This is a genomic window from Chitinophaga sp. (assembly GCF_017745275.1).
Classification (GTDB): domain Bacteria; phylum Bacteroidota; class Bacteroidia; order Chitinophagales; family Chitinophagaceae; genus Chitinophaga.
Genome location: NZ_JAGHZS010000006.1, coordinates 26190 through 50484, shown reverse-complemented (window position 1 = coordinate 50484; position 24295 = coordinate 26190). Strand labels below are relative to the sequence as shown.

Genomic DNA, 24295 nt, shown 5'->3' with positions numbered 1-24295 from the left:
CGATGTGGATTCGTTCCATAAGCGATTTAGATTTTGGTTGATAAAATGGTAAGGAGGTTTTCTAGCCTCCTTTTTTTATTTTTCCTACTCTCCGCTTTCTTTTTTCTTTACTATTCAATCATTTATTTAAATTTGAACAGGCTATAAAATTGTATGTCTATGGTAACTTTGTCGCCCGGCATTTTGCTGATAGCTGATCCATTTTTAAAAGATCCGAATTTCACCCGCACGGTAGTATTGCTTTGCGAGTACCAGGAAAAAGGCAGTTTTGGCTTTGTAATCAATAAGTTATTCGATCAAACGCTGAGTGACCTGGTACCGGAAGTGTTGATTGGTAATGTACCGGTTTATTATGGGGGGCCGGTACAAATGGATACCGTACATTTTATTCACCGGCAGCCGGAATTGATAACCGGGGGACTGGAAATCATGCCTGGTATATACTGGGGTGGCAGGTTTGATGAGGTGGTAGCGGCGCTTAATCAGGGTTTGCTGGACCCGGACAAAGTAAAATTCTTTATCGGGTATTCTGGTTGGACAGAAGGACAACTGGAGGAAGAGGTGAAGGATAAGTCGTGGATTCTCTCTCAAACGGATGCGTCGCTGGTATTTGAATCAAATGAGCAGCAAATATGGCAGCAGTCTCTTAAAAATCTTGGCAGCAGCTTTGCCCTGATGGCAAATTACCCTATTGATCCTTCCTTAAACTGATGGTAATAATCTGAAAAAGAACAACATCGGCCGGGTTCGTTTTTTAAAGTAAAAAATGAACAGCGGGAATGTTAGTTATTTAAAACAAATTAGATATCTTGCTAAAGTAATTGCTAATTATTACCAGTTACATAACCCGTTTTCAGGTAAGTAAATAACCGATAAGAATACACCTATGAAGGCAAAACCTATGAAAAACATTTTGCTCCTTCTATAGAACCGAACCGATACCAGATTCTACCTGAATACTAATAATTTATTGTCAAGGCATATTCATTAGGTAATATACTCAGCCCTTGATAGGGGTTGACTATTGATGTACAGTATATCACTGCGGTTATCTCGTATAGCCGTGGAGGTGATGTATTGTATATAGATGAATAGAGAGGAAATCCCGGTGAGCAGTCCTGTTTACAAGCGGGTCATCTAAGATTGGAATAGTTAGGACAAAACAAAGGCCGGGTAATCTTACCCGGCCTGGTTATTATCTTTAGCTGGTATGCTTATTTTTCCACTGCTACAGCGCCTTCTACGAGTACGGTAGCCTTATTGCGCAATACTTCCACGAATCCACCGCTGATAGTGAAAAACTCGGCGTGAGTTTTATCTGTCAGCACTTTCATTTTACCATTTCCGAGAGCTGCAATTAATGGCGCATGTTTATCCAGTATTTCAAAAGAACCGTCAATGCCCGGCAGTTGTACTCCGTACACTTCTCCGGCATATAATTTTCTTTCTGGTGTTAATACTTCTAATAGCATGTTATGATCGTAAATGGTGAAGGGTAATGATCCCGGCGGAACCGGGATCATTGACTTAATTAGTTATTCGCTGCTTCCAGTAATTTCTTACCTTTTTCAATAGCTGCTTCGATGTTACCTACCAGGTTGAAAGCTGCTTCAGGATACTCATCTACTTCACCGTCCATGATCATGTTAAAGCCACGGATAGTTTCTTCGATTGGTACCAGTACACCTTTCAGACCGGTAAACTGTTCTGCCACGTGGAAAGGTTGTGACAGGAAACGTTGTACACGACGGGCGCGGGATACTGTCAGTTTATCTTCATCGCTCAATTCATCCAGACCGAGGATGGCGATGATATCTTGCAGTTCTTTATAGCGTTGCAGGATCATTTTCACACGCTGAGCACAGTTATAGTGAGCTTCACCCACGATAGCTGGTGTCAGGATACGGGAAGTTGATTCCAGCGGGCTCACCGCAGGATAGATACCAAGATCGGAGATCTTACGATCCAATACGGTGGTAGCATCCAGGTGGGAGAAGGTTGTTGCCGGAGCCGGATCCGTCAAGTCATCCGCAGGTACGTAAACCGCCTGTACGGAAGTGATGGAACCATTTTTAGTGGAGGTGATACGTTCCTGCATCAGACCCATTTCAGTTGCCAGGGTTGGCTGGTAACCTACCGCAGAAGGCATACGGCCTAACAGCGCGGATACTTCAGAACCTGCCTGGGTGAAACGGAAGATGTTATCTACGAAGAACAGGATATCTCTACCACCACCTGCAGTGCCATCTCCATCACGGAAATATTCTGCCAGGGTCAAACCAGACAAAGCCACACGTGCACGTGCTCCAGGTGGTTCGTTCATCTGACCAAACACAAACGTAGCCTGTGATTGTTTCAGTAATTCTTTATCTACAGCGGCAACGTTCCAGTCACCGTGTTCCATTGATTCTTTAAATTTATCACCGTATTTTACGATGTTCGCTTCGATCATCTCACGCATCAGATCGTTCCCTTCACGGGTACGCTCACCTACACCGGCGAATACGGACAAACCTTCGTAACCTTTTGCGATGTTGTTGATCAGCTCCTGGATCAATACTGTTTTACCCACACCGGCACCACCGAACAAACCAATTTTACCACCTTTTGCATATGGCTCAATCAGGTCAATTACTTTGATACCAGTGAACAGTACTTCTGTTTCAGTTGCCAGATCTTCAAATTTAGGCGGTTCACGGTGAATAGGGTAACCGTTTGAAGTATCGATATCTCCTAATCCGTCAATCGCTTCACCTACCACATTGAACAAACGTCCTTTAACCTGGTCGCCAATTGGCATTTTAATAGGCGCGCCCTTATCAACTACAGCCATGCCACGAACCATACCATCTGTGGAGTCCATCGCTACGGTACGCACGCTGTCTTCACCCAGGTGCTGCTGTACTTCCAATACTACCTTCTGACCATTTTCGCGGGTAATTTCCAATGCGCTGTAGATTTCGGGCAATTTGTCATCAAAGTGCACGTCCACCACGGGACCGATAATTTGTTTGATCTTACCTGTGTTAGGCATATTTTTAAAGCGGTTTATAAAAATACTAAAATGTAACTGTTCTAAAAACCGTAGCAATACGTCACTACAGTCTCCAAAATTTGCCGCAAAGGTAAGAGTTAATAGGTGAATATCAAAACGCTAACGATGAAAAAAAACCTTTTCCCGGCCCATTTCTCCACGTTTTTATCATTAATAAACTTTTATCCCCCGGCAATGCAAAGCGCAGTCTATCAAATTATAAATAATTATTATTTATAAATAAGTACCTGCAACGCTCCGCCGTCCATATAAAAATAGCTTCCTTTTCCTGGTCCGTTTACTATTTTTAGCCACTATCCTGATATATATAATATATAAATATGAAAAAAATTAACAGTGAACAATCCCGCAGGTCATTCCTCGGACATCTTTCCACGGCCGGACTCATCGGCATCAGCGGACTGGTACCAGCCGTTGCCAAAGCAGGCAACCTGGCCAGCCAGCCCACTACCGCCGCTCCCGAACATAGCTTCCTCTGCAAACCCTACCTTCAATATCCCGGCCCAAACAGCATTTCCGTGATGTGGCTCACCGGACGCCCCTGCTACAGCTGGGTGGAATATGGTACCGACGGACAACTCAACAAAAAGGCCCATAGCATCACCAACGGACTGGTAGACGCCAACAACCGCCTCCACCGCATCGAACTCAGTCACCTGGAGCCCGGAAAAAAATATAGCTATAAAGTATACTCGAAAGATATCCTCTCTTTTGAACCCTACAAACTCATCTACGGAGAAACGATCAGCAGTGAAACCTATACATTCACCGCTCCCGACCCGCAGGCAAAAGAAGTATCATGGGTCATCATCAATGATATCCACGACCGCCCCGCCTCTATCCCACACCTGATGGGATTGAACGGGAACGATCCTTACGACTTTGTATTCTTTAACGGAGATGTATTCGACTACCAGGCCGATGAGCAACAGATCATCGACCATCTGCTCATCCCCTGCGGCGATACCTTTTCCACGCAAACGCCTTTTATGTATGTAAGAGGCAACCATGAAACGCGCGGTAAATACGCCCGGGAATGGCACCAGTACTTCAACAATCCCGGCCATGGCAACTATTTTACATTTACCATCGGACCTGTGTCCGCTATTGTTTTAGATACGGGAGAAGATAAAGAAGATGAACACCCGGTATACGCGGGCATCGTTGACTTTGACGCCTACCGGGTACAACAGGCACACTGGCTGGAACAACAACTGCAAAGCCCCGCCTTTAAAAAAGCCAAACACAAAGTAGTGATGATGCACATACCACACTACCACTCCGGCGAATGGCATGGCGTAAAACATTGCCGCGAACTATTCGGCGACCTATTCAACAAACACAAAATCGATATCCTTATTTGCGGACATACCCATCAATACGGCGTATACGCCCCCGTGAAAGGACAACACGAATATCCGTTGATCATTGGTGGCGGCCCTAAAGACGGCGCCAGAACATTGATTAAAATAAAAGCCAATCAACAGCAACTGGTACTCACCATGCTGAAAGATGATGGCACCAAAGTGGGCGAATACACCGTGTAAAAGCGGAAAGCAGAAGGCAGAAAGCAAAAAGCTATTGTAGTGAATGATTAGCGCGTATAGATTATCCGCGTTGATCATTCACTACAATAGCTTTTTGCTTTCTGCTTTACGCTTCTTTTTTCGCTGCTGCTACCAATGTAGCTACCAGTATTGACACTTTCAGCAATATCCAGGATGCTGCTGCCGCAACAAAAATACTCGCCACTAATACTGCATAGTACTTGATAGTCCAATCCAGCGCTACTTTTAACCGGGTTACTATCCCAATTGTTTTTGCAGCACTGCCTTCATACATAGAAAATTGTACCGTGCAAAATTCATTCTCTGAATCAAAGTTTCCCAACTCTACCCCCAGTCCCTGTAACTCCGTTTCTACCTCCGAAATCCGGGTATCAAGATCAATAAACTCTTTAATTTCTCCCGGCTTCTTTTTCAGTTCATTCAACGACGCCAACGACTGCTCCAATGATATTTTCTTGGCATTCAGCTTACGATATTCATTGGTTTTATCTGTTTTGGTAATAGCAGTATGCCTGATCGTGCCTATTCCCTGCACTGCATGATAAAAAGAATCGAACTTCTCCGGCAATACGCCAATCAACATCTGGATTTCCCGGCTGCCCTTATTTCCCGATTCCTGCTGATATTGCACAATCGCATCAAACTGCTTCACCATGCTGTGGAGCAGCTTTTCATCTTCTGTGAAATGCGACGACTTTGCACGTACGCTTGCTACTTTTTCATATTTCTGATTGTTGGTAATGTTGGATGGCGCAGCAGTGCCACCTTTCACAGGGTTATAATCTTTCGTTTTCTCAGAAGCATAATTTTTCCGCTCCCGTTCAATTCCTGATAAAAACTCACGACTTCCGGATTCCTCATATTCCACGCCTTTATAGGTATATCCATAGAGTATTCTAAAAAGAAACATGGCAATAAAAAGGGCTATAAATGCCACGGCTAAACGCCGGAATTTTTGCCTCACAGTTAACATAGGTTAGAGAATATGATATTGTTATAAATTGGGTTGAACAGGTTGCTGTTGATATGCTTTCACCCATTTAATGAGCCCCAGCGTAGCAACTACGAGCAGAATGAAATATTCTATTCCTAAAAACTTCACCCCCTTCTGGAAGTAAATGATAGTAGCTACTATGTCTACCATCACCCATAGCAGCCAGTTTTCCCAGATACGTTTTGCCAGCAGCAGGTTGGCCATTACACTTAACACGGCCACCACCGAATCCGTATAAGGATAGGCAGCGGGATGTTCAAATGTGCCCGGCCACCAGGTATGCAGGCGGCTTATCACAAAACCGGTTACGCCGGAAAGCAGGATAGCAGCACCTCCCAGCAGCCATCGCCGTTTGTTTGACAAAGCATATATTGGTTCATTTTCAGGCTGTTTCTGATACCAGAATATCCAGCCATAAACTCCCGTAGCAAAAAAGTAAATCTGCAAAAACATGTCGGCGTACAACCGCAACTGCCAGAAAAGAAGGAAGAAACAACTTACATTAATAAGACCTATAGGCCAGGTCAGTATATGATCACGGGCCGCCAGCCACACACATAGTAACCCTGTTAGCGTGCCTATAAACTCTATATAACTAACGGAATATCCTAACGCGGTAAAGAAGGTATGATCAATACTGAAAAATGAATTCATTGTATAATTTGATTCGACCGCTGCAATATTACAGGAATGTTTTATTATTCCCATCACTGTTCCGTTAAGCACTGTACTACAAGCGGTTACAACCGAAAATTATTTTGGAATCATTTTTGTCATATACCCTACAGACGCCGGAACTGCAGCAAAAGCGTTATAAAATTTTTAACAATATCCTTTAACATTTCACCATGATACCGCCAGCAATTTAACATTCAAAAACACCATTAAAAAAATGCTTGTTGAGATAAAATAACTTTACACACAACAACATTCATGACATCTCCAGGGTCTTCACAATAACCTATCAGGACTAAAAAAACAGAAGTTATGAACCAATTAATGAAATACACAGGTCTATCCCTGTTACTTATATCTTTCTTTTTAGGCAGTTGCGCATCAACTTACGCACCTGGCAACTACAATGATCAATACGATCAATACGGCTCTTCTTACGGATCAGATTATGGATCAGGCCCGCAGGTACAAATCAGCGGTTCCATTTCCTTTTATGATCAATTGAGCCCTTATGGCCGCTGGGTAAGCTATCCTGGATATGACCAGGTATGGATCCCTAATGCAGGCCGTGACTTCAGACCTTACTATACAAATGGGCATTGGGTATATACCGACTACGGATGGACCTGGATGTCTGATTATGCATGGGGCTGGGCCGCTTTCCACTACGGTCGCTGGTTATATGACGATTTCCAGGGCTGGATGTGGGTACCTGGCAACGACTGGGGTCCGGCATGGGTAAGCTGGAGAACCGGTGGCGATTATTACGGATGGGCACCAATGGGGCCTCAGTATTCCTATAACGCCCCTGCCGCTTACTGGGCGTTTGTACCCAGACAATATATCGGTAACCGAAATATTAACAACTACTACGTTAACAATAGCCGTAACGTAACTATTATTAACAACACCACCGTTATCAATAATTATAATAACTACCGTGGTAACAGAGTATACACCGGACCGGACGCCCGCGAGGTACAACGTTATTCCGGCGAGCAGGTCAGACCAATAAGAGTGGAAAATACGAACAGACCTGGTAGTGGCAGAATAGACAACAACCGCCTGCAGATTTTCCGTCCGGATGCTACTGCTATACAAAGAGGCCGTGAAGCGGATCGTAACAGACCGGTTCAGACAATTGACAATAACCGGCCTGGCCGTATTACACCTGGTAATTCCGGTAATAACAGCAATAACGGAAACAACGGTGGTGGTAGAGTTACCTATCCGGGCCGCGATAATAATCAGCCGGTAAATAATGGAAATAACAGTGGAGGAAGGATTAATTATCCTGGTCGCGACAACAATCAACCGGTAAATAATAACAACGGAAGGATTAATCCCGGAAATGGTAATACACAACCCGGCAATAATAATCCGGATTATAATAGACCATCCAGGGTTACACCAGACAGATCTTTTGACCAGCAGCAACAGCAACGGCAATTACAGCGGATACAACAACAACAGCAGCAAGAACAACAGCGCGTACAGAGAGATCAACAACAGCAACAACAGCAAAGGATAGAACAACAGAGAATACAACAGCAACAACAGCAACAACAACAGCAACAGCGAATAGACCAACAAAGGATACAACAGGAACAACAACAACAGCGGATACAGCAACAACAGCAACAGCAACAGCAGCGTATACAAAGAGAACAGCAACAGCAACAACAGCAGCAGCAACGCATTCAAAGGGAACAGATACAACAGCAACAACGACAGCAGCAACAGCAGCAACAACAACAACAGCAACAACAGCAGCGTATACAAAGAGAACAACAGCAACAACAGCAGAGACAACAGCCACAACAGGATCAGGGAAGACCACAACGCGTAGGAAGATAACAGATAGCACTAACGCTGTATAAAATAAAAAAGTACGAATGATAACCGAAACGGATGTTTAGTGAGATAACATCCTGCTTACCCGGTTCTTCATTCGTACTTTTATTTTGTGTATACGTATTGATAAAGCTGATCTTTTACCACTGCAAAATTAGCCTCACCCGGAGGAAATCCTTTGTGCATAATGCGTAACGCAAGCGGCGGGAATTCAGGATAATAGGGAGGCTGCTCATATGCATCGGGGAAAGTCTGATATCCCAGCCTTTCGTAAAATGCAATTCTACGTATAGCCTGCTCCGTTATTGGCGGCTCTACTTCCAGTATGATCGTTCCTAATTGCTTTTCGAGCAACTGCATCACCTGGGTACCGGCGCCACCACCGCGGGCATCCGCGTGAATAGCGAAATGCTCAATAAAATTAAACAGGGGCAGGTGCCAGTAAAATACAAAGCCTGCAAAAAGATCTCCCTTGCTGATACGCAATATCCTGATCTTTCCCGCGGCAATGAGCGATAACTGCTGGGGCCAGGGTCTTCTTTCCTCCTTTGGAAATGCTTCTTCATAAAGGTCTTGTATTGCCGCATCGGCAACACTCACCGGTTTCATTTGAATCATATCGCCAAGTTACTGATTATCCTTAGCAGAAGGTACACATTCAAAAGGATCCGGATTACCGGCAGGAACGGGCTTATTAACAGACCAGCAGAAGTTCATGGGCTGACTGGTGATACTTATCAGCGTTACGTTCACTTTACTGCCTTTCCGGCTGTTGGAAGCAGCTACGCTACGGGTGCTCTTTTCAGGGATATTGCTGATGGTATACTGCTCAGTTTTAAATATGTCATTGTTGTTACGCATGTATTCCACTTTCACCACTATATTATCCAGCGCATATTCTGTTTGGTTATTGACAATGATGTTCAGGTCTTTGATACCGCCGAGCAGTCCGGTACGGTATTCACCGGCACTCACCGCAATGAACTGGCGCCAGTTACGGCGGTAATAAGCCCTGCGTTCAATAAACTGTCCGGCTACTCTTTGCTGTACTGCCTGGTGATTAGCAATCTGCGTGTCTACTACCCCGGATTGATCCAGGCTTTTGCGTAAATCGCGGTTTTCGTTCCACAGACGTTGATTTTCAGCCAGTACTTTGCGGACGTATCGTTGTTGCTGACAATAGCCCAGCCCAAAAACAACTACCAGTAGTACTAATATTAGGGGATAAACATATGTTCTTTTCATGTGGCGTGAAAGAGAAAAAATAATGCCAATACAGTTTTTATTACATTTGTACAAATGGTTTCAATGCAACTGATTATTGTAAACGATGAACTAACAGCCAGGCTATTTCTCGATGTACATATTACTTTGAATAAAGATGTACCGGGCTGGATCAGGCCCCTGGATAAGGATATCAACGCCGTATTTGATACGGAGCACAACAAGGCATACCGCCATGGAGAACTGGTACGATGGATTCTGAAAGATGAGAAGGGTAGGCTTATCGGAAGAATCGCGGCCTTTGTGAATAAGAAATATAAAAACAAAGGAGACGAATGCCCGGTAGGTGGCGTAGGCTTCTTTGACTGTATTGATAGCCAGGAGGCAGCTAACCTGCTTTTTGATACTGCTAAACAATGGCTGCAGGAAAGAGGCATGCAGGCGATGGACGGCCCTATTAACTTTGGGGAGCGTAATAACTGGTGGGGATTGCTGACCAAAGGCTTCCACGAGCCTATTTACTGCATGAACTTCAACCCGCCATACTATGTCCGCTTATTTGAACAATATGGCTTCCAGGTGTTCTTTCACCAGATTTGCTATGGCATGAAAGTACGCGATCAACTGCAGTCCAAGTTTTTTGAACGGCATGATGCCATTGCCAAAGATCCGGCCTTTAAAGCGGTGCATATTAAGAAAAACGAACTTCCTAAATTTGCCGAAGCGTTCAGCATCGTATATAACAAGGCCTGGGCGCAACATGCCGGCGGTAAGGAAATGGGAAAAGCACAGGCGCTCGCTATTTTTAAACAGATGAAGCCTTTGCTGGATGAAAAGATCGCCTGGTTCGTATACCATCACGATGAACCTATTGCAATCTGGCTTAATCTTCCCGATCTGAACCAGTATATTAAACATATGAATGGGCAGTTTGGCCTGTGGCAAAAACTCAAATTCCTGTGGTTGAAAAATACCGGTTATTGCAAAAAAATAGTTGGGGTTATATTCGGTATTGTCCCTGAATTCCAGGGCAAAGGCATTGATGCCTATATGATTGTGGAAGGCGCTAAACTCATTCAGAGCGACAGCGAACATTATGTGGATTATGAAATGCAGTGGATCGGCGATTTTAATCCAAGAATGCAAAATGTAGCCGAAAGCCTGGGAGCTGTACCGTCCAGGCAATTAACTACATACCGTTATTTATTTGACCGTACCATCCCATATAAAAGACATCCTATGGTGTGATAAGTCTTCTCTCCGGATACGGGAGTTTCCTGTATCCGGAGCCGTTTATCTGTTAATGTTTTCCCTGGCCATTACCCTATTCTTTTCCCCTCTTAGCCCATACTTCAGACATTCAATACATTACCATAAAAAATATAGATCACATCAACACGCTCAAAGCCAAATCAGTAACTATCACATTCCCCCATATCAATATCTGATCTGGTATTGATAGCAGGGAAGTTTCTGAATATTACCTACTTTTAAATCCCTTTGGGCAGTTACGATCGTATCTAACCAGATGCTGTGTTATGACCAACTTATACCCTGGGTGTCCGGAAAATGCGGATCTGGCACTCATTCAACCCACGGTATTATTTAGACAACAGATAATGAAAGCCCTTAGCTGCGTTGTCTTGTTCTTTATTCTCTACGTGGTATTATTGGTAACAGCTGTTGCCCTGGCAGTAGCCTGTATATCAGGAGGAATCATACTATTCCGCAGGTATCCTACCTGGCTCTCCGGTATCACGGGATTTAGTCTTGTGTTACTGGGAGGCATGGTGTTGTTTTTTCTCATCAAATTTCTTTTTAACAAACGGCCAGCTACCAACCCATACCGTACTCAGATTTTTGCAGACAATCATCCTGATTTGTTTGATTTCATTACCCGGCTGGTGAAAGAAACGCGGATGCGTTTTCCGAATAAAGTGTTTGTAGTGCCGGATATGAACGCCACGATCTTCTATAATTCCAGCTTTCTGGGATTATTCCTCCCTGCCCGTAAAAACCTTGAAATCGGACTGGGACTTATTAACAGCGTGAATATCAGTGAATTTAAAATGTTGCTGGCCCATGAGTTTGCGCACTTTTCCCGGCGAAGTATGAAACTGGGTAGTTATATCTATTCCCTGAATAAGGTATTGTACAACATGTTGTATGAAAATGAGCGGTGGACAGAAATGGAAATGCGCTGGAGCAATGGTGGCAGCCTGTTAAGTTTCTTTGCGCATATTACTACACGGATATTAAATTTTATGCAGTGGATACTGCGGAAAATATATTTCCTGATTAACCAGCAGTATCTCACCCTGAGCCGGGAAATGGAATTCTACACCGATACTGTAGCGGTAGGGCTTACCAGCACAGAAACCGCTGTGAGTGGCCTACGCCGGGTGGAAATGGGCGGTTACTGTCTGGATCATTGCTTTCATAAACTCCCGGAGCTGGCAGAAAAAACAGTTCGGTTTTCCAATATTTTCAGCGTTCAGCGCGCGCTCATTCATTATTATGCGTCCCAGAATCATTTGTCGCTGGACCCAACGGGGCTGCCTGTTATCAACAATCATTACTTTCAAAATTTCCTAAAAAGCCGCGTACAGTTGCGGGAACAGTGGACCTCGCATTTAACGAGGGAAGACCGGGAAGCCCACTTTCTGCAAGCCAATGTATCCTGTACGATGCCTGATAACAGCGCATGGGTGCTGTTTAATGACCCGGAGCAATTGCAGCAGCAAATGACAGCCCTGGTGTATAATTATACTATTTCTCCTACAACAGATACTTTCACGGAAATAAGCCCGGCGGCATATATTGACGAATTGTCCCAACGTCACCGGCTATATGAATATCCGCGTGTATTCAATGATTACTATGACAACCGGCCATTTAATGAAATGACGGAAGCCTATACGCGGTTGTTATCTCCGGAAGAAATAAAAAAATATAGTCTTCGGGAGATATACCATTCGGACATTATTTCCCGGATGCGGGCTTTTTACCGGGACCGCCAGGATGCAGAAACCCTGCAGGCGATCAGCAGCGGTCAATTTCAGACCCGTTATTTTGAATTTGACGGGCAAAAATACAGCGCACCCCGGGCCAGGCAGTTGGCCAGGATGCTGTCTGCCAAGGTGGCGGAGGAGCAGGAGTGGCTACTGCAGCAGGATGAAACGGCCTTCCGGTACCACTATACACTGGCATGGCAAAAGGATCCGGCCATAGCGGCCCGCTTAAAGAAAGAGTACGAGCAGTTGCTGGAATACCAGCAAACCGGCCACCAGCTGAATGACCAGGTAATACGGATCATACATTGTATCAGCTTATTATTTAACGGAGGGGACCATGAAATGGAAAATATGCCCACGCTGTTTGACGAACTATCCGCCGAATGCTGGAGTTTTCGCATGATGGCAGAAAACATCTGCAATTCCCCGCTCTATCACGCTTTTCCGGACAACCTTCACCAGAAGCTGCAGGAGTTCTGGCAACAGGACTGCACCTTTATAGATGACATGATCCCGAATTATGTAGCCATACAGGAGTTGCATGAAATCAGCTCACTGATGATGGAGCATTATAACAACGGGGTCATATTATTAAAAAAAGCGTACCTGGAATTTATTTTAACCTTACACACAGTGGACTAAAACCCTGTGTCAGCGCTGATCCTGCTGCGCATTTTTCTCTTACTGAATTTGTGCGTATTTTCGGCGCTCGCGAAAGCGTAGCAGTCATATGGAGAATTTTATCGTTTCAGCCCGTAAATACCGTCCACAGAACTTTTCAACTGTTGTTGGACAAGCACATATTACCACCACTCTCAAAAATGCCATCCGCAACAACCAGTTGGCACATGCCTTCCTTTTTTGCGGACCTCGCGGAGTAGGGAAAACTACCTGTGCGCGTATCCTGGCTAAAACCATTAACTGCGAAAACCTGCAGCCGGATGGAGAAGCCTGTAACGAATGTCATTCCTGTAAATCGTTTAATGAAGGCAGTTCGTTTAACATCCATGAACTGGATGCCGCCTCCAATAACTCGGTAGATGATATCCGTACCCTGGTAGAACAGGTGCGTTTTGCGCCACAGGCAGGGAAATATAAGATCTATATTATAGATGAGGTACACATGCTTAGTTCCTCGGCTTTCAATGCATTTCTGAAAACGCTGGAAGAGCCGCCCTCCTACGCTATCTTCATCCTGGCCACTACAGAAAAACATAAGATATTACCTACTATCCTGAGTCGTTGCCAGATCTTCGACTTCAAACGCATTACCATACAGGATACGGTAGACCATTTACAGGAAATCTGTACCAAAGAACATATCCAGGCAGATGCAGATGCCCTGCACCTGGTAGCGCAAAAAACTGATGGGTGTATGCGCGACTCCCTGAGTACCCTGGACAAGATTGTCAGCTTTACCAGTGGACATCTCACCTATCAGAATACGCTGGAACACCTGAACATCCTGGATTACGATTATTTCTTCCGGGTAATGGGCTGTGTTTTACAACAGGACATCGCCAATGCCCTGCTCCTGTTTGATGAAATTTTACAGAAAGGATTTGAAGGAGATAACTTCCTGAATGGATGGGCAGAATTCCTGCGTAACCTTTTATTGTGCAAGGAAGAGAAAGCGTTACACCTCGTAGAAGTATCCGGCAACCTGAAAGAGCGGTACAAACAATTGTCCGGCCAGATAAGTCCGGCTTACCTGATTACTGCCCTGCACCTGCTCAATGAAACTGAGATCAATTACCGCATGGCGCGTAATAAACGTTTACATGTGGAAATGGCATTGATTAAACTGTGTTATCTGCAGCAAGCCGTTACATTGGTCAGCGATGACAGCACCGGAGAGGTGGCAAAAAAAAAATTAGTTCCTGACGGGTCGGTGCCACAAAAGCTGCGCGCTCCTGCTGCCCAGCCGGTAACCGCCAAAACAATCACTGATAAACCGGCTACTACAGAAAGTATAGCTGCTGCACCTGCAGCCCGTTTAACGGTAGACGGTGGAGCCGCCGCACCTGCCGGGAATCCGGTACTTACGGCAACGCCTGTAGCAGCGCCTGTTCCGCCACGTCCCTCACAAACGGCTCCTGTACCGGCAGCACCTGCGCCACCGGTCACAGTACCTTCCGCCTCTACACCAGCGGCTCCTGTTGCCACACCAGCACCGGCGGCTACAGCTACGGCAGCCGGCAATACCGCAGCTACCGCAGCTCCGACCAGCAAACTGACCGGGCTGGCGGCGATGAAAGAAGCCATGGCGGCGAAACAACAGGGTACTACGCCTGTCCAGGTGATTCCTATTACCCAGGGAGCTATTCATGTGTACTGGGAAGAATTTATCGATCTGTACCGGCAGGCGAACAAAATGACGGTGGTGAGTAACTTACAGCTTGCCCAGCTGAAGCTGCTGGGAGCGGCCGAAGTAGGGATTGTAAGTCGTAATATTGTGCAGTTCCGGTTTATGGAAGAAGAGAAACTGATCATTGCCGAATTCCTGAAAAAGAAGTTCAACAACCCGGCCATTGTGCTTACCCTGCAACTGGACGAGAGCCAGCAAACGCAGGATATTGGCCCGGCTCCGTTATCCAGCAGGGAACAATTCCAGCTGATGGCAGAGAAATATCCCCTGGTAAAAGAGCTCAAAGACAGACTTAATATGGAGCTGGATTTCTAGTTCAGCTACAGTAATTAAATATTAACGAGAGATAGACATTTTTAAACAGTTTACAATTCCTTCTTTGCGTTTTTGCGCAAAAACATGTAGGTTTGAACAAAATTTTGAATAAAACACTATGGCAGAAGTTATCAGAATGCCCCTTTTGAGTGATACGATGACGGAAGGGGTGATTGCGGAATGGCATAAAAAGGTGGGCGATACAGTAAAGGCAGACGATGTTATAGCTGAAGTGGAAACCGATAAAGCAACCATGGAAGTGATGGGTTATGCAGAAGGTACCCTCCTGTACATTGGTGTAGAGAAAGGAAAAGCAGCTAAAGTAAATGGAATTATTGCCATTGTAGGTAAACCAGGAGAAGATTATACTTCTTTACTGGAAGATAATAAAGGGGCTGCACCTGCTGCTGCTCCGGCCGCTGCCGCACCTGCACCTGCACCACAGGCTGCTCCTGCTGCTACTGCTGCACCGGTTGATGATGCTGCTTTAAAAGAAGCGTTAAAAAATGCCACTGTTATCCGTATGCCGCTGCTGAGCGATACCATGACAGAAGGTAAAATAGTTGCCTGGAATAAGAAAGTAGGCGATATAGTTAAAAATGATGATGTACTGGCGGAAGTGGAAACGGACAAAGCGACCATGGAAGTGATGGGTTATGCTGACGGTACTTTATTATATATAGGTGTGAAAGAAGGTGATGCTGCCAAAGTAAATGGTATTATTGCCATTGTAGGTAAAGCGGGTACCAACGTAGATGCTATACTGGCTGCTGAAAACGGCGCGCCTGCTGCAACTGCTGCTCCTTCACAGAATGGTACGGCTCCTGCCGCCACCACAGCTCCTGCCGCTCCTGCTGCTGAAGCTACTGGTACTACTGATGGTCGTGTTAAAGCTTCTCCACTGGCTAAGAAAATAGCGGAGGAAAAAGGTTTTGACATTAGCCAGATCCCTGGTTCAGGTGATGGTGGCCGTGTTATTAAGAAAGATGTGGATAACTTCGTTCCTGCTGCTAAAACAGCGGCTCCTGCTCAACAAAGCGCCGGCAGCGCTGCTCCTGCAGCTCCAGCCTTTGTACCGGCCGGACAGGAAGGATTTACCGATATTCCGCTGACACAAATGCGTAAGGTAATTGCCAGACGTCTCAGCGAAAGTAAATTTACCGCTCCTCACTTCTACCTGAAGATAGATGTGAATATGGATAAAGCCATTGAAGCGCGTAAATCAATTAACGAAATTTCCCCGGTGAAAATTTCCTTCAACGATATGGTGATCAAAGCTTCGGCGATGGCGCTGCGTCAGCATCCTGCAGTAAACAGCAGCTGGATGGGAGATTTCATCCGTCAGAATCAACATGTACACATTGGTTCTGCAGTAGCTATTGAAGAAGGTTTGATTGTACCGGTTATCCGCTTTGCTGATCAGAAAACACTGAGCCAGATTGCAGCCGATGCGAAAGGTCTTTACGATAAAGCTAAAAACAAAAAACTGCAACCACAGGAATTCAGTGGCAATACCTTTAGCATCTCCAACCTGGGTATGCTCGGTATCGATGAATTCACTGCTATTATCAACCCTCCGGATTCTGCGATCCTGGCAGTAGGTAATATCACCGAAACCGCTATCGTGGAAAAAGGTCAGGTGAAAATAGCCAACATCATGAAACTGACCCTAAGCTGCGACCACAGAAGCGTGGATGGAGCTGTAGGCGCCCGTTTCCTGGCTACCCTGAAAGGATTCCTCGAAAATCCGGTAACCATGCTGGTATAAAAAATATAAATAACTATACGAAAGGCGGAGTGATATACTCCGCCTTTTTTTGTTTTTTCCCGTCATTCTGCAGTAAAATGTTTCATTATATTTTGAAAGTTCAAAAACCTGGTATACATTTGATCCTGTAAATTGTCAAACGCTATATAAATTACAACCTACATGAACTTAGTGGAAGCAAAAGCACAGTTTATCCAAACCTGGGGATCTTTGGGCGCTCAGTGGGGCATTAACCGTACCATGGCGCAAATTCACGCGTTGTTGCTGGTAATGCCAGATCCGTTGTCGGCAGATGATATCATGGAGGAGCTGAATATTTCCCGTGGTAATACCAATATGAACGTGCGGGAACTGATTAACTGGGGACTGGTGGAGCGTATCCTCATTCCGGGCGAAAGAAAGGAGTTTTTTGTGGCTGAAAAAGATATCTGGAAGGTAGCTACTTATATTGCCCGTGAAAGGAAGAAACGTGAACTCGATCCTATTATGAAGGTGTTGTTGCAATTACAACAGGCCGAAGGTGACCCGAAAGACAAAGAAATGAAGGCTTTTAAGGATTCTATTGCCAATATCACCAAGTTTGCCCAACAAACAGATAGAACTATTGGTGCATTTATCAAATCAGAAGAAAGCTGGTTTTATAGCAGTTTACTGAAACTCATCAAATAATTTTTTTTGCTTAAATATTTCATTTTTTTCTGAAAATTCTGAAATATGAAAATAAAAAAATTACTACTACTGGCAGATATCCTTATACAGCTTTTGCTCCTGGTATTAGCGCTTCGGGGCAATCAGCAGGAACTTACGCGCTTCTTCTCAGCGCTTTTTCTCTACCAGTTGCTCAGTTGCATTATTCACCTGGAATTTCCCGCTTCTCCTTTCCGAAAGCTATATCACTTTTTGCTGATACTTATCCTTGCACCTGGTGCTGTGTTTGCCTTTCTATTTTTCATTGTACATCTCGACTTTGCGCTGGCTGGTCTGGTAGTGCTCTTGTACGGCACACCTTCGTTAATCAGCTATTACCTATTGCTCACTTTTTCTGAAACCATTGTAATCATTGATCAACATGAAGAATAAACGCATTGTAATAGCCGCCGGCACAGGATTTATCGGCAGAAGCCTGGTTGATTATTTCGGGAGCGACAATGATATTATTATTCTGACCCGCAGTCCCCGCCAGGCTGTTGGTAATATCAGCTATGTAGCCTGGGATGGTAAAAGCCATGGCGCCTGGACTGCCGCACTGGAAAAGGCCGACCTGCTTATCAATCTCACAGGAAAAAGCGTCAACTGCCGTTATACTCCGGCTAACAAACAAGCTATACTGGATAGCCGGCTACAGGCCACTGCCGTACTGGGCGCGGTTATCCTCACTTTGCAGCACCCGCCCAAAGTATGGATCAATGCCGGCAGCGCTACTATTTACCGCCACGCGGAGGATCGGGCAATGGACGAATTTACCGGGGAGATAGCGAATGACTTCTCAGTACAGGTATGTAAACAATGGGAACAAACTTTTAATGATATTACGTTGCCGCATACACGGAAAATCGTTCTACGTATAGGCGTTACCATTGGCTGGCAGCCGGGAGGCGTAATGCAGCCTTACCTGAATCTTGTAAAATTTGGGCTGGGTGGACACCAGGGCAGCGGTAAACAAATGTTTACGTGGATACATATCACGGATGTTTGCCGGATAATGGCGTGGCTATACGAAAATGAAACACTTAGCGGTACTTTTAACTGCACCGCCCCTGATCCTGTTACCAATAAAGTGTTTATGCAATCATTGCGGGAAGCAAGTGGTCAGCCGTTCGGGTTACCGGCACCTGTTCTTTTACTGAAATTAGGCGCAGCCCTCATTGGTACTGAAACGGAACTGTTGTTAAAAAGCAGGTGGGTGATTCCGTCCAGGGTATTGCAAGCTGGCTTCCGGTTTAACTTTCCGCAGTTGAAACCTGCGTTTCGTGATATCCTGGCGCATCTGCCGCGGCACGCTTACCAACTGTTCTGAATTCCGTAAATTAGTGGGATGGAAACCAACAACGATAAAAAACTCACGGTAGTGTTGGGTGCATCACCCAACCCGGAAAGATATAGCAACATGGCAGTGAACCGCCTTACCGCCAAAGGACATCCGGTAGTGGCTATTGGTAACAGGCCAGCCAGCATTGGCGATATTCCGGTGATAACGGAACATCCGCCACTGGAACAGGTAGACACGGTGACCATGTATCTTAATCCGATAGCGCAGAAAGCTTACTACGACTACATTCTACAACTGCATCCCCGCCGCATTATTTTTAATCCGGGTGCAGAAAATGAAGAACTGGAAGCTATCGCGAAGCAAAATAATATTCAGCCTGTTGAAGCTTGTACGCTGGTGTTGCTGAGCACCGGCCAGTTTTAGCCTGCTCCCTCTTTTTACTTCTTCTTATTTTTTTAATATTAAGCTGTTAGTGTTTGCTAACAGCTTTTTCGTATATTCGTATATATTGCTGTTATCCCCCAATGAAAACATCCCATATTGTTACCCCATCCAACGCATGGAATTACTTCAACAGGCAGGCATTATAGCATTACCCAATTTGCATGTTCACCCTTTAATATACATTTTATGCAATGGAGAAGATTTAATGGAGAGGTCATCCACCTTCCGGTCAAGGAAGAAGTACGACAGGCCATTGTCCGGGAAACCGCCAGGGGCTTTCGTTTGAAAGTATGCATTGGCACCGACTCCCAGGTAAAAGGATTGGATACAGAATTCGCTACCGTGATTGTTTTCCTCCGGGAAGGTCATGGCGGATTTATGTTTATCCACAACGAAAAAACGAAAGACCGCTATTCTGTAAAAGAGCGTATGCTCGTAGAAGTAGCGAAGAGTATTGAGATTGCGTATGAATTATGCGACCTGTTTACTGAGTATGATGTAGACATGGAAGTACACGCTGACATCAATACGAATCCTCAATTCAAAAGTAACCTGGCATTGCGTGAAGCAATGGGTTATATTCTCGGTATGGGTTTTGCCTTCAAAGCTAAGCCAGAAGCCTTTGCCAGTAGCAGCTGCGCCAATAAAGTAGTGAATTAAGGCGCCTGTTTTTTGTACCTCTCTCAAATATTTTCCTGACGTGAAAACACGTCACGTGGCTTTCTCTCCCCTCTTATCCAGTGTTACAAATTTCCCCCTGATTGTAACTTTTCTTTTGTTGCTGCGCTTCATATAGCAAATACCCTTACTGTTATGAAATCACCAAAATCACTGGTAGCAGGGATGCTGTTGGGCATTGTCATCTGCTTTTTCCTGCAAGCAACTTACATGGATGATTTCATGAAAAGTATCAATAAAATTATTACCGATTATAAACTATTGAATCCTTTACTTATTGCGAATGAAAAATAAATACTTACTGGTAGCATTACTACTACTGGTATTCCTGGCTGCCTGTGAAAAAGAAGTGAATACTCCTGCCCCGCAGTTGGAAGGGAAATGGATTTTAATTGCCACTACCGGTGGCATCAGTGAAAAAGGCACGCCGATTACCAATAAACAAACCGCCATCTTCAAGGACGGTACCTATAAATTACTGGCAAACGATTTACAACTCAATGCCAATACGTATCGTATAGAACCCGGAAAGGGCAGTGGTGACAAGGCCTGGCAGTTAAGAATCGGGTACCGGGAAATATACTTTATTCGCATCAAGGATGGCTTGCTTCATCTGTATAGCCCTGAAGCGGATAGCGTGGGGCTGATTTATAAGAAAACATGATAGGTTTCAGCATAAAAGAAAGACCTGCATATAATTATATGCAGGTCTTATATTTTTCAGCAATTCTTCATCAGGCAATGGCCCGGAACTGTGCATTCAATTCATCGATATAATTCAGGATCGCATCTCTGCCGCTTTTCTTTACGGTGGAGGTTACGAAATTAGCCGGCAGGAACTGCCAGGTTTCCTTCATTTTATTCAGGAAAGCCTTTACATTTTTGCTCACTTCCGCCTGGGTGCTTTTATCAGCTTTGGTAAACACGAGGCTGAAGGGGATATTCCATTCGCCCAGCTGGTTGACGAAGTCGATGTCTATTTTCTGTGGCTGGTGGCGGCTGTCGATTAATACAAATACGCTTACCAGGTTAGGACGTTTACGGAGATAATTTTCAATCATTTGCTCCCACTGGCGGCGTTGCGACATACTTCTTTTCGCAAAACCATAACCGGGTAAATCTACCAGGTACCAGGCTTTATTCATGGCAAAATGATTAATCATCTGTGTTTTTCCCGGTGTACCGGAAGTTTTGGCCAATTTTTCATTGTTTGCCAATATATTGATCAACGAAGACTTACCCACGTTAGAACGGCCTATAAATGCATATTCCGGCCATATCGGGCTGGGGCACTTTTCCCAATCCGGACTACTGACAAGGTATTCTGCTGACTTAATTACCATAATGATATTTGCTTTGTTCCATTAAAAAACCCGGATCTCCATATTTACAACCTACATTTCTTTAACTTTGCGGACTATGTCAGAAAATGTAAATGTTCAGAAGATCGTTCCCTTTGAAGGGTCAAAATTAAGCAAGAAGGAGCAGATAGCGACCATGTTTGATGATATTGCTCATCGCTATGACTTTCTTAACCATTTTATGTCGCTGGGAATCGACATTATCTGGCGTAAAAAAGCGCTGGGGTATTTGAAGTCAATTCAGCCCAAACTCATGCTGGACGTAGCTACCGGCACGGGGGATTTTGCGATTATGGCAGAGAAGACCCTTCATCCGGATAAAATTGTGGGCATTGATATTTCTGAGGGGATGTTAAATCACGGCCGGGAAAAGATCGAAAAACTGGGCTTAACAGATAAAATTACCCTGCAATCAGGTGATAGTGAAACAATAAGTTTTCCGGACCAGACGTTTGATGCCATAACAGTGGCTTTCGGCGTGCGGAACTTTGAGAACCTGGAAAAGGGGCTGTCTGACATGTATCGTGTGCTAAAGCCGGGCGGGAAACTGGTAATTCTTGAATTTTCCAATCCCACTGTTTTTCCCATTAAACAATTATATAATCTGTATTTTCGTTATATTACACCGCTGCTCGGGAAATGGATAGCGAAGAGCCAGGCGGCTTACAGTTATCTGCCAGAATCTGTGAAAGCGTTTCCGCAGGGTGAAGCAATGCGAACTATTTTAACTAACACCCGTTTCCAGGCCGTTACATGCAAAACGCTAACATTCGGCATATGTTCCATTTACTGCGCTACGCGCTGATATTCATTTTATTGGTTGGAATGCTTCCTGCAAGGGCGCAAACCAATATGAATATGATTGAACATGATGCAAAACCCTATTACTTTGGTATTACGCTGGCTGCCAACCAGTCCTATTTTAAACTCGAGCACTCTCCTGCTTTCCTGGCCTCTGATTCTACCATGGTAGCGGAGCCATTGAAAACAATGGGATTTAACCTCGGCTTGCTGGCCAATGCCAGGCTGACTGAGCACTTTGACCTACGTTTTAATCCGCAGCTCATCTTTGCCTCCAAAAATCTGTATTACCGCGATACCTATCCCAAACAACAGGATACGGAGAAGAAAATAGAGTCTATTTTACTGAGCTTTCCGATACAGATCAAGTTCAAATCGGACCGGATCGGCAATATGAGGGTGTATACCATCGCCGGTCTTAAATATGACTACGATCTGGCCTCCAATGCCCGCTTACGCCGGGCCGACGACCTGGTGAAAATCAGGAAAGGCGATTATGGCTATGAAGTGGGCGCCGGGTTTGAGTTTTACTTTGAGAGCTTCATTTTCTCTCCTGAATTCAAAATCAGCAATGGTTTTGGTAATGTACTCGTAAAAGATCCGAACCTGCGCTATTCCAATGTCATCGAAAAGTTACAGTCGCGCATGATCGTATTTTCCATCCACCTGGAAGGGTAAGAAAGAATTACAAATTAAAAATTACGAATTACGGATTTGTGAGAAGATCGTAAACGCGAGTAACACCAGCGCTACATCTCCCTACAAATCCGTAATTCGTAATTTGTAATTCGTAATTCTTATTTTTGCGGCATGCAAAATTACCTCATCAGGAATATAGCCGTGGTAAACGAAGGCCACACCACGGTACAGGATGTATGGATCAGAAACGGCCGCCTTGAAAAGATAGCGCCTCATATTACTGTCAGTGGCCAATACACGGAAATTAACGGAGAAGGAAAGCACTTACTCCCCGGTGTTATAGACGACCAGGTACATTTCCGCGAGCCCGGTCTTACACAGAAAGCTACTATTTATACAGAAGCACGTGCAGCAGTAGCCGGTGGTACCACCAGTTTCATGGAAATGCCCAATACCAAGCCCGCCGCGCTTACCCAGGAATTACTGGAAGATAAATACACCATCGCCCAACAACATTCACTGGCGAACTACTCCTTCTTTATGGGAGCTGCCAATGATAATGTAGAAGAAATCCTGAAAACAAACGCCAAAAAAGAAAGCGTTTGCGGCGTAAAAATATTCATGGGATCTTCCACCGGTAATATGCTGGTAGACAACTATCTCACCCTCGAAACCGTTTTTTCCAACAGTGAATTATTGATTGCTACCCACTGTGAAGATGAGAAGATTATCCGCGCTAATATGGAAGCTTTTCAACGCGAGAAAGGCGATCACCTCACCGCCGCTGATCATCCGCTGATACGTAATGTAGACGCGTGTTTTGAGTCCTCGCTGGTAGCCATACAGTTTGCACAAAAACACAATGCCCGTCTGCATATTTTGCATATCTCCACAGCCCGCGAACTGCAACTGTTCAGCAATATGCTGCCATTGGCAGAAAAACGTATTACGGCAGAAGTATGCGTTCATCATCTTCATTTCACCGCAGATGATTATGCACAATACGGCAATCTCATCAAATGTAATCCGGCCATTAAAGCACCGGAGAACAAAACTGCGCTGTGGCAGGGCCTCCTGGACGACAGGCTGGATATCATTGCTACCGATCATGCTCCCCATACCTGGGAAGAAAAACAGCTTCCTTACCTGCAGGCCCCTTCCGGCGTGCCATTGGTACAACACAGCCTGCTGCTGATGCTGGAACATGCCCGCAAAGGAGATATTACCCTCGAAAGAGTAGTAGAGAAGATGAGCCATGCGCCCGCTATCTGTTTCCAGATAAAGGAAAGAGGATTTTTGAGAGAAGGATACTTTGCAGACTGCGTCATCGTAGATCTACAAGGCCATACCAACGTAAACAAAGACAACATTCAATATAAATGTGGCTGGAGCCCGTTTGAAGGTCATACCTTCCCGGCAGCCATCACGCATACTTTTGTGAGCGGCCACCTGGCATACGAAAATGGTGTTTTCAATGAAAATATACGGGGACAGCGGTTAGCTTTTTCCCGGTAACTGAAAGCAGAAAGCAAAAAGCCATCGAAGCG

General features: G+C 44.9%; 24 protein-coding genes. 17 read left to right on the top strand and 7 right to left on the bottom strand.

Annotation, left to right across the window (positions count from 1 at the left end; translation table 11 throughout):
- Nucleotides 1-153 precede the first annotated feature (153 nt).
- The gene (locus J7623_RS17325) at nt 154-711 is read left to right on the top strand and encodes a YqgE/AlgH family protein (RefSeq protein ID WP_291922632.1); all 558 of its coding nucleotides are present in this window, start codon (nt 154-156) and stop codon (nt 709-711) included.
- 503 nt (nt 712-1214) lie between these two features.
- Here the strand turns inward: J7623_RS17325 and atpC are convergent.
- The gene (atpC, locus tag J7623_RS17320; protein WP_291922630.1) at nt 1215-1472 is read right to left on the bottom strand and encodes an ATP synthase F1 subunit epsilon; all 258 of its coding nucleotides are present in this window, start codon (nt 1470-1472) and stop codon (nt 1215-1217) included.
- Nucleotides 1473-1531: 59 nt separating this feature from the next.
- Nucleotides 1532-3034, bottom strand: coding sequence for a F0F1 ATP synthase subunit beta (gene atpD / locus J7623_RS17315; protein ID WP_291922627.1), 1503 nt, complete (start codon nt 3032-3034; stop codon nt 1532-1534).
- Between the two features lie 341 nt (nt 3035-3375).
- On the opposite strand from atpD, the gene J7623_RS17310 reads away from it, so the two are divergent.
- Nucleotides 3376-4602, top strand: a complete 1227-nt coding sequence (locus J7623_RS17310; protein WP_291922625.1) for a metallophosphoesterase family protein — start codon at nt 3376-3378, stop codon at nt 4600-4602.
- A gap of 106 nt (nt 4603-4708) precedes the next feature.
- On the opposite strand, the gene J7623_RS17305 is transcribed toward J7623_RS17310, so the two are convergent.
- Nucleotides 4709-5560 carry a DUF4349 domain-containing protein gene (locus J7623_RS17305; RefSeq protein WP_291922623.1) on the bottom strand — a complete coding sequence of 284 codons (852 nt, stop codon included), beginning with the start codon at nt 5558-5560 and terminating at the stop codon, nt 4709-4711.
- Between the two features lie 57 nt (nt 5561-5617).
- A complete protein-coding gene (pnuC, locus tag J7623_RS17300) occupies nt 5618-6271 on the bottom strand; it encodes a nicotinamide riboside transporter PnuC (RefSeq protein WP_291922621.1) in 654 nt (217 codons plus the stop codon).
- A gap of 333 nt (nt 6272-6604) precedes the next feature.
- On the opposite strand from pnuC, the gene J7623_RS17295 reads away from it, so the two are divergent.
- Complete coding sequence (locus tag J7623_RS17295) at nt 6605-8149, top strand: DUF6600 domain-containing protein (protein ID WP_291922619.1); 1545 nt, start codon at nt 6605-6607, stop codon at nt 8147-8149.
- Nucleotides 8150-8251: 102 nt separating this feature from the next.
- Here J7623_RS17295 and J7623_RS17290 read toward each other — a convergent pair whose 3' ends face one another.
- Nucleotides 8252-8764, bottom strand: coding sequence for a GNAT family N-acetyltransferase (locus J7623_RS17290; protein WP_291922617.1), 513 nt, complete (start codon nt 8762-8764; stop codon nt 8252-8254).
- Between the two features lie 9 nt (nt 8765-8773).
- Entirely contained in the window at nt 8774-9391 is a 618-nt protein-coding gene (locus J7623_RS17285) for a hypothetical protein (RefSeq protein WP_291922615.1), read from the bottom strand.
- Nucleotides 9392-9454: 63 nt separating this feature from the next.
- Between J7623_RS17285 and J7623_RS17280 the strand changes: the two genes are divergently transcribed.
- From J7623_RS17280 to J7623_RS17230, 11 genes are all read left to right on the top strand, one after another.
- The gene (locus J7623_RS17280) at nt 9455-10618 is read left to right on the top strand and encodes a hypothetical protein (RefSeq protein WP_291922613.1); all 1164 of its coding nucleotides are present in this window, start codon (nt 9455-9457) and stop codon (nt 10616-10618) included.
- Between the two features lie 290 nt (nt 10619-10908).
- Nucleotides 10909-13026: a M48 family metalloprotease gene (locus tag J7623_RS17275; protein ID WP_291922611.1), complete on the top strand. Its 2118-nt coding sequence runs from the start codon at nt 10909-10911 to the stop codon at nt 13024-13026.
- A gap of 88 nt (nt 13027-13114) precedes the next feature.
- Entirely contained in the window at nt 13115-15067 is a 1953-nt protein-coding gene (locus tag J7623_RS17270) for a DNA polymerase III subunit gamma/tau (RefSeq protein WP_291922609.1), read from the top strand.
- Nucleotides 15068-15185: 118 nt separating this feature from the next.
- Nucleotides 15186-16835: a pyruvate dehydrogenase complex dihydrolipoamide acetyltransferase gene (locus J7623_RS17265; RefSeq protein WP_291922607.1), complete on the top strand. Its 1650-nt coding sequence runs from the start codon at nt 15186-15188 to the stop codon at nt 16833-16835.
- Between the two features lie 162 nt (nt 16836-16997).
- Nucleotides 16998-17504: a MarR family transcriptional regulator gene (locus tag J7623_RS17260; protein ID WP_291922605.1), complete on the top strand. Its 507-nt coding sequence runs from the start codon at nt 16998-17000 to the stop codon at nt 17502-17504.
- Between the two features lie 45 nt (nt 17505-17549).
- Complete coding sequence (locus tag J7623_RS17255) at nt 17550-17915, top strand: hypothetical protein (RefSeq protein ID WP_291922603.1); 366 nt, start codon at nt 17550-17552, stop codon at nt 17913-17915.
- Nucleotides 17905-18852, top strand: a complete 948-nt coding sequence (locus J7623_RS17250; protein WP_291922601.1) for a TIGR01777 family oxidoreductase — start codon at nt 17905-17907, stop codon at nt 18850-18852. Before J7623_RS17255 ends, J7623_RS17250 begins: the two co-directional genes overlap by 11 nt.
- A gap of 18 nt (nt 18853-18870) precedes the next feature.
- Entirely contained in the window at nt 18871-19248 is a 378-nt protein-coding gene (locus J7623_RS17245) for a CoA-binding protein (RefSeq protein ID WP_291922599.1), read from the top strand.
- Between the two features lie 207 nt (nt 19249-19455).
- Complete coding sequence (locus tag J7623_RS17240) at nt 19456-19929, top strand: ribonuclease H-like YkuK family protein (RefSeq protein ID WP_291922597.1); 474 nt, start codon at nt 19456-19458, stop codon at nt 19927-19929.
- A gap of 153 nt (nt 19930-20082) precedes the next feature.
- On the top strand, nt 20083-20241 hold the full coding sequence (locus tag J7623_RS17235) for a hypothetical protein (RefSeq protein WP_291922595.1): 159 nt from the start codon (nt 20083-20085) through the stop codon (nt 20239-20241).
- Nucleotides 20231-20611, top strand: a complete 381-nt coding sequence (locus J7623_RS17230; RefSeq protein WP_291922593.1) for a hypothetical protein — start codon at nt 20231-20233, stop codon at nt 20609-20611. The genes J7623_RS17235 and J7623_RS17230 overlap by 11 nt, the downstream gene beginning before the upstream one ends.
- A 70-nt stretch (nt 20612-20681) precedes the next feature.
- Here the strand turns inward: J7623_RS17230 and yihA are convergent, their stop codons facing one another.
- On the bottom strand, nt 20682-21290 hold the full coding sequence (yihA, locus tag J7623_RS17225) for a ribosome biogenesis GTP-binding protein YihA/YsxC (RefSeq protein WP_291922591.1): 609 nt from the start codon (nt 21288-21290) through the stop codon (nt 20682-20684).
- Between the two features lie 76 nt (nt 21291-21366).
- On the opposite strand from yihA, the gene ubiE reads away from it, so the two are divergent.
- From ubiE to J7623_RS17210, 3 genes are all read left to right on the top strand, one after another.
- On the top strand, nt 21367-22113 hold the full coding sequence (gene ubiE, locus J7623_RS17220; protein ID WP_291922589.1) for a bifunctional demethylmenaquinone methyltransferase/2-methoxy-6-polyprenyl-1,4-benzoquinol methylase UbiE: 747 nt from the start codon (nt 21367-21369) through the stop codon (nt 22111-22113).
- Nucleotides 22086-22787, top strand: a complete 702-nt coding sequence (locus J7623_RS17215) for a porin family protein (protein ID WP_291922587.1) — start codon at nt 22086-22088, stop codon at nt 22785-22787. The genes ubiE and J7623_RS17215 overlap by 28 nt, the downstream gene beginning before the upstream one ends.
- Before the next feature lie 132 nt (nt 22788-22919).
- Entirely contained in the window at nt 22920-24263 is a 1344-nt protein-coding gene (locus J7623_RS17210; protein ID WP_291922585.1) for a dihydroorotase, read from the top strand.
- Nucleotides 24264-24295 lie beyond the last annotated feature (32 nt).